This is a genomic window from Halohasta litchfieldiae (genome assembly GCF_002788215.1).
Taxonomy (GTDB): domain Archaea; phylum Halobacteriota; class Halobacteria; order Halobacteriales; family Haloferacaceae; genus Halohasta; species Halohasta litchfieldiae.
On sequence record NZ_CP024845.1, the window covers coordinates 1,377,701 to 1,389,537 of the forward strand.

The following is an 11,837-nucleotide window of genomic DNA, read 5'->3' on the forward strand; positions in this document are numbered from 1 at the left end:
CACGAATCCTGGATACTAATCGTTCGTGGGGCGACAGCCTACCCGGGCGCAGCTGAAGAATTACCTGACAGTTGAGACACACTGACTGCCAATTTCCGACAGTCGGCTGGCCTTCCATGATCTTGCATTTCTGAACGGAGACGAATCAGCGCGTGGCATTCCGAGCACAGCCTCCTGGAGTTGGAAGCCCCTACCGAGATGTCGGTGACAAGGCTCTGTTGAAAACTTCATCTTCAGATACGTCATCGACTGAAACATCCGTTCGATTAGAGCTGCGAATACGACATAGAACACCTGTATTGGAAGTGGCCGGACCTCGACTGACCAGTTCAGTCTCCTCGTGAAGTCTCAGTCTGACCCAAACAGCGCCCGGGTCAGTGCACCACCGTAGGCAAGCCGTGAACCGATCCACAGTGCACCGAGCGTGAGGTCTATTGCCAAGAGGTCGGGAATCGGCTCTGGGAGGCGGCCGCTTGCTGTGCGAGCGAGTCGGCCCGCTAGAGCGAAACCACCGAACCAAACTATTAAAAAAGCGACGTGCTGGTGGAGAGACTTCTGTCGGCGTGCGTGGCGGTAACCGACGACAAGAAAGCCCACGAGCAGCAGGACGACTAGAATTACGAAGGTGAGAGAGCGAAGTTGTCCATCGAGTGCAAACGCCGAAGGGATGCCGATCACCACAGCGAGAACGAAGATTGTCTGGACGATAAGTCCAATATCTATCTCAGTATTGGAGGGCTGTTCGGACACAAATTGAGGTCACGAACGATGAAAACATAAAATTGCACCACACGAGATGAGTCAGTTCATCCAAATTGGTTGCATTCCACGACACCGACTGGCCCGTCTCTCGTGACGCCCCATCGTTATCTAAGATGTTTCGCTGAATATACATGCTATACTGACCGTAACTGGATCAAAATAATCACTTGCTGATGATTCAATAGAGCCGGTGACAACTATTAGGCGTTTGGCAACAATACTCTCGTCTACCGAGCCATGTACGATAACATCCTTCTTCCCTTCGACGGCAGCGAGGGCGCAGCCGAGGTGCTCCATCACGCCAGCGAACTCGCTCACTGGGCCGACGCGACCATCCAAATACTCTATGTGGCCGATACGACCCGCGACAGCGTGACCGTCGTCGGCGGTGAGGCTATCGATGTGCTCGAAAGGAAGGGTGAAGACATCGTCGAGGAAGCCGCGAAGACACTGGACACACTTGGTGTCCCATACAACACCGATGTTATTCAGGGAAATCCGGCCCCAACGATCGCCGACTATGCCGAGCGGTATGACCAAAATATAGTTGTAATGCCGACCCACGGCCGGGAAGGAATTTCACGATACCTCATCGGAAGTGTCTCCGAGAAGGTCGTCCGGCTGTCCTCGGTTCCTGTTCTCACAGTCCGGATGCAGCCCGATGAGACACTCAATTTCCCCTACGAGAACATCCTTATCCCGACAGATGGGAGTGCCGCTGCGACACACGCAGCCGAACACGTTCTCTCACTTGCGTCGTCGATCGATGCGACCGTGCATGTTCTATCTGTCGTCGAAGAGGCATCACTTGGTCTGGATGTCCGGTCGACGATCTCCGCTGAAGAAAGCGAACAGGCTGCGACTGACGCTGTCGAGACCATCGCTTCAGAGGCCGATGCGCATGGCGTTACAAAAACAGTCCGCCACATCGAACACGGAACGCCTGTCAAGGAAATCCTCGGTTGCATCGAATCGAACGACATAGATGCCGTCGGGATGGGGACAACGGGGAAACGTAGCACGGATCGTATCCTGCTCGGTAGTGTCGCCGAAAAGATCGTGCGCTCGGCACCGGTTCCCGTCATGACTGTTGCGGACTCAACGTAATCGCGCAACCGTATTACTCAATTACATGACTCAACGCTCTACTGAGAGGGTGAGTGTAGTAGTGTGAGGTGCCACATAGAAACCTATAGGCTCACACCAAACGGATTTCAGTATATGGCGAGTTCAAGACCGTCTATATTCAGACTGGGCATTGTGCTCGGAATCTCACTTATCATCTTGGGCGTTAGTGCCTACGCATTCTCTAACTTTGTGAGTATTACAGCGCTCATTCCTGCTTTCTTCGGCGTTCTCATCGCTATCTTGAGCTTAGTGGGGTACCGACAGACAGACCGGCAACGGCTGGCTGCCTACGGAATCGGCCTACTGGCAGTGCTCGGAGTGCTGGGATCGACGCGTGGAATCCCAGATATAATCGCGTTGCTAACCGGTGGCGCAGTTGACTCACCGATCGCGGCCGTCTCACAGGGTGTGATGATCGCCGTCTGTCTCGTCCTCCTCGCGACGGTGATACAGGTTGTCCGCGATACGCGTACGACGATGAATCAGTGAACGATTGTAGCGTGAATCAATCCACGAGAAGATTCACTGCACTGCATCAATTGAGGCTACTGGAGGTGAAGTGTAAAGCGTTCTGAGACGCGACCAAATTATTTTGATCGAGTCTCGCAGAAAGCCCCCAGTGACGATTTCATTATTTCGGCTCTGTTGAAATTCTATTAGCTCGACATCTTTCCCACTGAAACAGCCGTTAGGTAGGACCGGTCATTGATCGCCTCAAGACCACGATCGAGGATCTCAAAACCGAACTTGCAGACCGTAACCGAGAGATAGAGAAGACTCAAGAAAAGCAAGCTGAGACAACGTCCGACTGTGATACCGCTTCAGGGACATTGTCTCTGTGAGGACGACTATTCGGATGAGACTCCAAGTAACAGTCGGTGGGGTGATGGTTTCTTCACATGGTCGGCAAGCATCCAATAGCGAAGAGCTATACACGTATATTTATATAAGCCGCTTATGCAAACTCAGTTCGCACCTGATGGTTGGAAATATGCGATACTAACTTTTGTTGCGGGGGTTCTCGCATCGATTATCACCCCACTCGCAGCAGTATTTGGTATCATATTTTCAACCTCAATTTTAGCGTTTTATCGTGATCCGGACCGCCAGATTGCACCAATTGGCGTTGCTTCACCCGCCGATGGGACAGTCTCGGTGGTTAGGGACGAAGGCGGTCAGCTCCGAATAGCGGTATACATGAGCGCAACAAATGTTCATGTTAACCGTGCTCCACTTACTGGTCGCGTAAATGAGATCACACACCGGCCAGGTGCGTATAAACTGGCATTCTCAAAGGAGTCTGAGAACAACGAACAACTGCAAATAGACTTTGAAGACTATAGTGTAATTCTCATCGCAGGGTGGTTTGCACGACGAATACACCCGTACATCGAGGAAGGGGATCGAATTTCAAAAGGGGACCGTATCGGTCACATCTCTTTTGGAAGTCGAGCAGATGTTATTCTCCCACCTCGATTTACGGAAGAAGATCTCGCTGTTGAAGTTGGTGATACCGTGTATGCTGGCCAGACAATGTTAGCATTTGATCCAGATGAAGAGGAATGTGAATAGATCATAAGGGGTCCAGACTGTTCCTCCCAATCAACGCGCTCCGACAACCCGAGTTCGATGCTGACTATGTGTAGTATATTGCACGTTCAGAGTCCCTTGTCGATGTTGTGAGTGAGACAGCCGACAACGAGTTCGCGGAACTGCTTCCACCAGCGCCGTGAGCGGACGAATGCGCCGTATTTCCGTTTAAGTCGAGATTCACCGTCTCGTTCTGACTACGTTGACCGTAGAGGTCGGCGTCCAGCCGAGCGTTCCACGCCTTGTGAAGCGACGAAAATTCTCGATGCTTGATGACCGGACGAACACCATCTTCACGGGCTAACGTGCGAATCTTCTGGTCGTCATATCCCTTGTCACCGAGGAGAATCGTTACGTCATCCGTATTCCGCCTGATTAGCGAAGGCGCGATCTTCGAGTCGTGCTTTCTGGTCGTCGTCACGTGTAAGTCAATGATTGCATTCACTCTCGTGTCCACGAGAAGTGTAACTTTCAACTGTTGAATCGTCAGCTTCGTTCGTTTCGTGTAGTGCTTAGAGGCGTGACTGCGGTCGAATCCAGAGGCGTCGATCCCGACGACACCGTTGGTCGGGAGAAGCGTGACTGAGAGATTGAGAAGAACCCGCCAAACAGCCATACCAAGGCGGTTAAACGCCTTACACAATGTCGAAGGAGACGGGAGTTCCTCAAGATCGAGGACGCTTCGAATCCGAGGCATCTCGATAAGTTCGTCCAGAAGCGTCCGGTACGTCGTATTCTTCCGAACCTTGAGACAGAGCAGGACGATGTGTTGATGAAGTGTGTACCGCCGTTTCGAGAACTTCGACGAGTAACGAGCGACAGCTCGCCGAGCCAAGTGCATCGCTTGCTCAACGAACCGGAGTAACCGCGACTTCGGGAGGGCTTCCATCCGGCCAGACTACCGGAGGTACCTGTAACTTCTTGAGGATTTCAACAGAGCCAGATTAAACCATATTAGGCCTAAGCCACTCTCAGAATAAAGCCAACGAGCTAAAACACGTAGTATGGCGCGGCCCTCCGATTTACTGCTGTCAGTGCAGTACAATTCGATGCGGTTGCTGCATACAGCCTCTAAGTCTTGCACACGACTCAGTATGAGTAATATGTAAGCTCCGAACTGGTTGTTGATGCACGCATTCAGATATTGTCGACGATATAGGTCTCAAGTTCCTCGACGAGTGATTGTCGGAAGGTCCAAAAGCCGTCCCAGACGTTCGGTTCGTCTTCAAGCGCGAGGAGCGCGGCGTGGTCCGTAATTTCGGCATCTGGTGGTGGCTGGAAGACGACGAACCATGACCGACGGTATGGATAAGAGGTACCAGTATCAGTACTTCACAAAGCCGCTTAGTTAGAACGTCTGCTTGCTGAAGGTGTGTCTAAAACCAAACAAGCAGACGGTGAGATCCACGAGGACCAGCTTCTTAACTTTCTCGTCAACCGCCTTGACGAGGAAGTTTCGCTCTCGTTAGCCAATAACGCTGAAATCACTGCTGAAGACATCTATGAGGTCCTCGTCGGCGCTTGCGCCGACGGGACCTCTGTCTCTACGCTCTGTGCGTCGAGCCAGAACTCACCCGCTGGGAACACGGTCCTCTACCATCTTCGGACGAAGTTCGAGCCGGAACGGCTCGAACGAGTCGCTAACACGCTCCTGCGAAAGGATCTCGATGAATTGCTCCCCGAACAGGTGGAGGTCTGCGCAGACCTCCACCTGCGGCCCTACTACGGTGACGAAGACGACACAGACGGCCTCTATCACTCGGTAGCGAAGCGTGGAACCACTGCGTTCCACGCCTATGCCACACTCTACGCGCGTGTGAAGAACAAACGCTACACGCTGGCGGTACGCCGTCTCAAAGACGGCGATACCGCAAGTAGTGTCCTCGCTGAGTTCTTCGGTGTCCTCGACGGCCTTGACGCCGGGGTCAAGGCCGTCTACCTTGATCGCGGATTCTACGACAGTAAGTGTCTCACGCTGCTTCAGGCGCACAATTACGCGTACGTGATCCCGATCATCCGGTGGGGTGAGGCGATTCAGCAAGAGCTCTCGGAAGGATGGAGTCGCGTCATTCAGCATGATCTGACGGGGAAACTCGACGGTCACAGCTGGACCGTCGATTTTCCCGTCTACATCGACTGTACGTACCTAAATGGGAAGTATGACGAGAACGGTGTGGCGCGTCACGGCTACGCCGCTGACGCGCCGTTCATCGACTCACCACGGGACGCTCGATACCACTACTCGAAACGCTTCGGTATCGAGTCAAGCTATCGCTTGTTTGAGCAAGCGATAGCGACAACGACAACACGAGATCCAACGGTACGGCTGCTGTACGTGGTGGTGAGTCTCCTCTTACAGAACGTCTGGCGGTACCTTCACTACGAGTATGTGGCGACGCCCCGCCGAGGCGGGCGTCGCCTCTGGTGGTGGCCGTACAAGGAGTTCGTCAATATGATTCGACGAGCTGCGTGGACGGCCCTCGCGGTGCGTCGGGCCGTCCCCGCGAATCGGCCACCTGACGACCGATTCCACCGCTAACCACCGACCGAGCAAGCCAGCGGAGTGAGTGGCGACGCTGTCGCGTCGGCGGCTGACCGCCGCCGACAGCGACAGCTCTCCGTCGATCCGTCCGTAATTCTCTCGTCGAGACCGTCAGTACAACCGCTTCGACACAGAACTCAGGCCGCAGAAACAGCTAGCCGAGGATGCTTTGTGAGGTACTGAGTATGGACAGTGACTGGAAGATTATCGCTCGGATCGGCATCACCGATCCCGTAGAGGTGGACATCAACACCACTGTTGCTGAGCGTCTCATAGACTGCGTAGGTTCCACGTTCGTCGTTGAGTCGAGAGAGTCGCTGGAAGGACGCTCGGAGACGTCCCCCACCAGTCTCGGCTGCAATCCGTTCAATAACCCGCGAGATACTGATCAACAAGAGTTTTTCTTTGTTTGAGGCCGGATACCCACGGAGGCGGAACGGAACCTCATCAAGGCCCTGCAAAACGTCGGGAAGTGTGATATCTTCGAAATCAATGGCCCCCGTTTTGTAGAGGTCGGAATTGATCAACAACACCGATTCAAGGAGTTCATCGAGTGTCGACCGCGCAAGGATTTCATCATCTTCGAACAGCGCAACCGCATCAGTCTCCTCCTCAGCAACATCAAGATCGCTTACCGAGACGGGCTGCCCATCGAGCATCGAATCGAGCAGGCTGCGAACCGGGTACTCAGCATCTCGGTTGAGTACCACGAGATGCCGATCAGGGTTGTTGATTTGCTCGAAAAACCCACGCAATGAGTCGACCATTATTGGAAAAATGGATTTGATCAGACAAAACTATTTTGCTGAATGACTAACCCTCGATCACCAGTGAGGAACCTATGATTTTCTTAGTCACACATCATAGGATAGCTGCATAAGTCGTTGGGTAAATGGATCACCTATTGGATCATCTGTATACGTCAATACCAGTATCAAAAGTCTAGATAATATTAATCTTATTGAGAGCAGCTCAGTGGGGTCCTAAAGTGAAATTGCGATCTTATATATTCTCTCTCTAAATCAGACAGGAATATTTTGGATGGGTTTGTGATTGATTAAGGCATTACGGAAACCAATCGTACCCATCCAATTACAGCGTCTGCACCGAGATATAAAAGGTTGATCCAGCACAGAATATAACATTTGTCCTATAGGTGCGGTTCTATTGAATTCATATATTGCTAGAGCCGATCGACGCCGACCCATTCAGATTTAGCGATGAAGTGTACAAACTGATGACGACAATACTCTCAGCCGAAACTTTGCTCGGTTCCTTGCTGTTTGAACAGGCTTCCTATAATCAAGATGGGTGAGACGTGCGTAATCTGCTATCTGGAGGATTTCATCCCGGAGTTCAAATCGGAACCGAGTGGGATACTGGTTAAAGACATCCATATTATGGACTGATTGAGTCTCACACACACCTGAAAAATGGTTATTATATTCGGCCATCTGGCTATTATACTGTGGCAGTATGAAAATCGTCATTACAATCCAACATCCATCTCACGTCCATTTCTTCAGGAATATTGTTGAGGTGTTGCACCAATATGAACCTCAAATATAGGAGATCGAACAGTCGACACAGCCACAGGTGCCTTCCAATGACTAATCCATTCGACGTAGAACCAAACTGGAGCCGTGGGTACAGTATACCAACACCACTCTCAATGTACGATCTCTTGTGAGTTCTATCTTAGTTCTGAACTCCCATGCACCGCAGTCACTCGTCGCCATTCGGTCGTTTGGAGCACATGATCTCGAAGTGACTGCTGGGAGTTCGAAATCATTCAGCATTGGTCAGCTTTCGAGGTATGCTCATCGGTCGTTTACCCATCCCCATCCAGAGACATATCCCGATGCCTTCCTAGCTGCTCTCGAAGAGGAAGTCACCAAGTACGACTACGATATGCTGTTGCCGATGAACGAGTCGACGGTCGATCTCGTCGTCAAACACCGCCATTTGTTCGAAGAACAGACCACAGTACCGTTCCCCTCATACGAGATGGTGCAGATCGGGCTCAACAAACGACACACAGTCGAGGCTGCTCGTGAGGCCGACATTCCACAGCCGAAGACACTGTTCTCTACGGAGAGTACCCTCAACGAAGCTGAGGCTGCTCTCGGCTATCCACTTGTCGTAAAAGCAGAACACGGCAGTGGTAGAAAAGAGGTTTCGGTCTGTCACTCGCGCGAGGAACTTGATGCAGTGACCAACGACTCAGCATCGTTAGTCGGCCCCGTTCTGTTTCAGGAGTTCATTCCAAACGGTGGTGAGCGAGGCGTGTATACACTCTACGACGAGAACTCGACTATGGTTGGACTCACTGTCCAACACCGCCTTCGATCCCTGCCACCCGATGGTGGGGTGAGTACCTACCGTGAAACGGTCGAAGATCCACAGCTCGTCGACCTCACAGACCAGTTTTTGACTGCTCTCGACTGGCAGGGGCTTGCAATGGCTGAGTTTCGGATCGATGCCCGAACTGGTGAGCCACGGCTGATTGAACTCAACCCTCGGTTCTGGGGTAGTCTCGCGTTGTCGACGTTCGCTAGCGTCGATTTTCCCTATCTTCTCTACCAACTCACCATGGGAGATCCAGTCGAACCGAAGCTCGATTATGATGTCGGCGTCCGTGCCCGTAATCTGACGAAGGATGCATTTCAGGTACTCAAACGCGACGATCAGCTCACAGCCCTTCGTGAGTTCTTTACACCGTCGACACAGCCATCGACCTTCGATATTCTCTCACTGAGTGATCCACTGCCAATGATTGGCGAGTGCCTGTATCGACTTGACTCGTTTACGGAAAAGTACAAACCCATGAATTACAGCACTGATGCGTCAGCCAATCCCTTCAAAAACAAATGAGTACCCTACACACAATTTCCAACAAAGTAGCCGATAAGTCGCTGACCGAAATCGTTCGACAAAGTCCTAGATTCATTCAGAAGCAGCTATTCCGCCGGAGTGTTCGGTTCTATTACTATCAGAAACTGCATCGGACGCCGACTAAGCGAGCAGCACGACGAGCTGCTGCGATCGACTGTTTGAGCGGGGACGACACACTGCTGTTTGTCTGTCATGGGAATATTTGTCGCAGCCCATTTGCAGAATGGTACACGAAACAGGAACTCAATAGCCGTGGTATTGAGGGGGTGACTGTCGACTCTGCGGGCTTCCAGTCGCCATCTGATCCGACTTCACCACAGGATGCAGTGACGACAGCAACGAATTGGGATGTGGATCTCACAGACCACCACTCTGTGCAAGCGGATGCCGAGATTCTCAACGAGTCTGATCTCGTCTTATTAATGGACTACAAGAACTACTATAATTTCATAACTGCGTTCCCCAAATTCAGCGACCGGATTTTCTTCCTCCGTCTGTTTGATCACGGTTCAGAGATGGAACTCACAGACCCATACAACAACGGAACTGACGCATTTGAAACGGTGTATGAACAGATCGCCCACTGTATCGATTCCATTCTTGAAGAGTACTCGTCGTCGGTTAGCGGGTGATTCCGGGGGGGGGGAATGCAGGGAAAGTCGGACGAGTAACCACTAGCCACATTGGAGACCGTTATCACCACCTCCAATTTGTATTCTGCTGGCTGGACTTGTGAGTACGAACGCCGTATTGCCAGTCGATCGAGAGTTCAATCACCGTGCGTAATACCTCGTACTTTCGATCCAATTGATCTTAGCAAGGGTGTTCTGACTTCTACAATCGAAAATCGACAGCTAGCTTCGATCCCACCCCGTTGACGAACAAATCAGTTATTGAGAGATAATTATATAGACTTCGATGTGGGATTACCTACGAACGCCGTGCTGCCGGTCAATAATGGCCACCCATCGTGTTCGTGTGGTATACAGAAAACTGTCATCGCATCTGACCGTGACAGGCGGCGTTCCTACTTCTATACAAATAAGCGATAGCTACGGCACCACAACCATTGACTTCGCTGTTGTCACTCCGATACTCAGTGTACTCACGCTTGCAACTGTACTGCGATACACTTTCCTTCGAACTGACCTCTCAATCTCGGAGAATATTCACTACTAGATGCTTATGGCCTCTTCGTCTCCCATATCATCACCAAAACCGTCGGCATCACCTACTTGATCAATGGCCTCTAACATAGTCCAAGTTAGAGACGCTACGATTGCACTATGCTTGTCACTATTGACCACTGGCCGAGCACAAGATAACTGTCAAATTCTGTTGAGTGTCCCCGGCCACTTCTACCAGTGACCGACCGCACAATCGTTGACTCCAAGACGCTGCTCGGCCTTTTGCTGGCGGTCCACGATCAGAATGATACAGTCCTCGCTCCAGTAACTGCCGTATTTAGCTACGCATTCATTGGATGGAATGCAAAACCACTCACAGCGTATGCATTAGGACGACCAGTCTCAACTATTCTGTGGATTCTGTCACGGCCTAGCGACGTGGTCGACCAGCCGTGAGAGTGTGTTTCGTGTGTTCTCGCCGCCCGACAGACACCCCCCACCGTTACAAGTGAATACCGACCGGCGGCGTGGTCGACTGGCTGTAGATCACGTTCACCGCGTGTCTCAATGGCTGCTAAATCAGATAGAAAATGTATGCTAGCAGGCAGAACACGACAATGCCGACGATCACGAGCTGGCCGTTGGACAACCACCGAGTGTCGACGTCGTCGATCTCGTCTAGCTCTGCACCCGATTCATCGGTTTTGATCGAACCGTCAAGGTTCACATCGGGCGAGGATTCGTACTCTGGCTCAGCAGTGCCATACACCTGCCCCTCCTCGACGTCGACCGTCTCATACTCGCTGTCGTTCTGGTAGTTCGGATTGTTGTCGTTGGCTTCGGCGACCGTGTAGTTCTTGTCAGGATCGGGCGTCGGTTCGTCGTCCTCAGTGCTGGATGCATTGATTTCGGCGACAGATTTTGTCTCTGGCTGCTCGCGATGCGTGTCCTCGCCGAGTGTCTCAAACTGTGTATTGAACCACTTACCGTCGGTAGTATCGACGTACAGGGATACACAGTCGTGATTCTCTGGTAGAATATGAGACTCGCAGTGGATCTCGCCGCAGCCACGACAGCGGTGGCCGAGAGTGGTTTCATCACAGACCGTGCATTTGTTCATCAGTATTGTCCTGTCGGTTTGAAATAGTAATACAAATAGGTATGTATACAATGTTGAGCAGTCAATGCCACCTCGAAAATCGTTCTCATTGTTAAATCCACGTTAAGCACTGTTTGACGTTTTATCAACCTGTAGACCCATTAGCAAGTATGCAGCTATCCAGAAAACAACAAGGCGGCCTACTGGCAGGCGGCGGACTCGTCGGTGCTGCGGTCGTCAGTTGGCTCACCTCGGACAGCGAGCCCAAACATGACGAACTGCTCGAACAGACGTACAACGCCGTCGACGATGCGACCGACGACTCCGTGGCGATCGGTGCCGAACACGGTGTCGGTGATGGCGAAGGAACGCGCGATATCGACGGCATTAACGGGTGGCCTGATATGGCGGTAACAGGATTCGGGGTGTCGAGCCTGCTGGTCGAAGTCGAGAGTTCCGATGCCTTAGCTGAGAAACCTGAAAAAGTGATCGAACAGGTCGATGGGTTCCAAAAGAACGGCTATCGGCGGGTGATCGTCGTTCATTCCAGTCTCGTTGATGCGGCCGAGGAGCTGGTCGACGAGATCAACGGGAAGGTCCATGTGAAAACGCCAAAGCGTGTGATCGACCTCTTATAGAAAGAGAGTACATTTCGTGTGTTCTCGTCGCCCGGCACACCCCACCGTGTCGAGTG

9 protein-coding genes and 3 pseudogenes are annotated in these 11,837 nt (G+C 51.9%); 7 read left to right on the plus strand and 5 right to left on the minus strand.

What is annotated here, in order from left to right; translation table 11 throughout:
* Positions 1–348 precede the first annotated feature (348 nt).
* Positions 349–750 (minus strand): hypothetical protein, encoded by a 402-nt coding sequence (locus HALTADL_RS07005; RefSeq protein ID WP_089673921.1) that lies wholly within the window; start codon positions 748–750, stop codon positions 349–351.
* Between the two features lie 249 nt (positions 751–999).
* Between HALTADL_RS07005 and HALTADL_RS07010 the strand changes: the two genes are divergently transcribed.
* The 3 genes from HALTADL_RS07010 (at position 1,000) to HALTADL_RS07020 (ending at position 3,462) form a co-directional block, all read left to right on the plus strand.
* Positions 1,000–1,869 carry a universal stress protein gene (locus HALTADL_RS07010; protein WP_089673922.1) on the plus strand — a complete coding sequence of 290 codons (870 nt, stop codon included), beginning with the start codon at positions 1,000–1,002 and terminating at the stop codon, positions 1,867–1,869.
* Between the two features lie 210 nt (positions 1,870–2,079).
* On the plus strand, positions 2,080–2,379 hold the full coding sequence (locus HALTADL_RS07015; RefSeq protein WP_218143716.1) for a hypothetical protein: 300 nt from the start codon (positions 2,080–2,082) through the stop codon (positions 2,377–2,379).
* A gap of 468 nt (positions 2,380–2,847) precedes the next feature.
* Entirely contained in the window at positions 2,848–3,462 is a 615-nt protein-coding gene (locus tag HALTADL_RS07020) for a protein sorting system archaetidylserine decarboxylase (RefSeq protein ID WP_089673924.1), read from the plus strand.
* Positions 3,463–3,548: 86 nt separating this feature from the next.
* On the opposite strand, the pseudogene HALTADL_RS07025 reads toward HALTADL_RS07020, so the two are convergent.
* Positions 3,549–4,369: pseudogene (locus HALTADL_RS07025) on the minus strand (IS5 family transposase).
* Between the two features lie 248 nt (positions 4,370–4,617).
* Positions 4,618–4,803 (minus strand): annotated as a pseudogene (locus tag HALTADL_RS17685) (DICT sensory domain-containing protein); the annotation flags it as partial.
* A gap of 49 nt (positions 4,804–4,852) precedes the next feature.
* On the opposite strand from HALTADL_RS17685, the gene HALTADL_RS07035 reads away from it, so the two are divergent.
* Positions 4,853–6,019 carry an ISH3-like element ISHla1 family transposase gene (locus HALTADL_RS07035; RefSeq protein WP_009486633.1) on the plus strand — a complete coding sequence of 389 codons (1,167 nt, stop codon included), beginning with the start codon at positions 4,853–4,855 and terminating at the stop codon, positions 6,017–6,019.
* Between the two features lie 185 nt (positions 6,020–6,204).
* Here the strand turns inward: HALTADL_RS07035 and HALTADL_RS07040 are convergent.
* Positions 6,205–6,789, minus strand: a pseudogene (locus HALTADL_RS07040) (DICT sensory domain-containing protein); the annotation flags it as partial.
* A 919-nt stretch (positions 6,790–7,708) separates the two neighbouring features.
* Here HALTADL_RS07040 and HALTADL_RS07045 point away from each other — a divergent pair.
* Both HALTADL_RS07045 and HALTADL_RS07050 read left to right on the plus strand, forming a co-directional pair.
* Positions 7,709–8,896, plus strand: a complete 1,188-nt coding sequence (locus HALTADL_RS07045; protein ID WP_089673829.1) for a carboxylate--amine ligase — start codon at positions 7,709–7,711, stop codon at positions 8,894–8,896.
* Positions 8,893–9,549, plus strand: coding sequence for an arsenate reductase/protein-tyrosine-phosphatase family protein (locus HALTADL_RS07050; RefSeq protein ID WP_089673828.1), 657 nt, complete (start codon positions 8,893–8,895; stop codon positions 9,547–9,549). Before HALTADL_RS07045 ends, HALTADL_RS07050 begins: the two co-directional genes overlap by 4 nt.
* A 1,069-nt stretch (positions 9,550–10,618) precedes the next feature.
* On the opposite strand, the gene HALTADL_RS07055 is transcribed toward HALTADL_RS07050, so the two are convergent.
* Positions 10,619–11,164, minus strand: a complete 546-nt coding sequence (locus HALTADL_RS07055) for a hypothetical protein (protein ID WP_089673827.1) — start codon at positions 11,162–11,164, stop codon at positions 10,619–10,621.
* A 149-nt stretch (positions 11,165–11,313) separates the two neighbouring features.
* Here HALTADL_RS07055 and HALTADL_RS07060 point away from each other — a divergent pair, with 149 nt between their 5' ends.
* Complete coding sequence (locus tag HALTADL_RS07060) at positions 11,314–11,781, plus strand: hypothetical protein (RefSeq protein WP_089673826.1); 468 nt, start codon at positions 11,314–11,316, stop codon at positions 11,779–11,781.
* Positions 11,782–11,837: the final 56 nt, after the last annotated feature.

What these genes read in the sequence shown, in the direction of transcription:
- HALTADL_RS07055 (WP_089673827.1), bottom strand. Translation starts at nt 11,164, where the DNA reads ATGAACAAATGCACGGTCTGTGATGAAACCACTCTCGGCCACCGCTGT.
- HALTADL_RS07060 (WP_089673826.1), top strand. Translation starts at nt 11,314, where the DNA reads ATGCAGCTATCCAGAAAACAACAAGGCGGCCTACTGGCAGGCGGCGGA.
- HALTADL_RS07010 (WP_089673922.1), top strand. Translation starts at nt 1,000, where the DNA reads ATGTACGATAACATCCTTCTTCCCTTCGACGGCAGCGAGGGCGCAGCC.
- HALTADL_RS07050 (WP_089673828.1), top strand. Translation starts at nt 8,893, where the DNA reads ATGAGTACCCTACACACAATTTCCAACAAAGTAGCCGATAAGTCGCTG.
- HALTADL_RS07020 (WP_089673924.1), top strand. Translation starts at nt 2,848, where the DNA reads ATGCAAACTCAGTTCGCACCTGATGGTTGGAAATATGCGATACTAACT.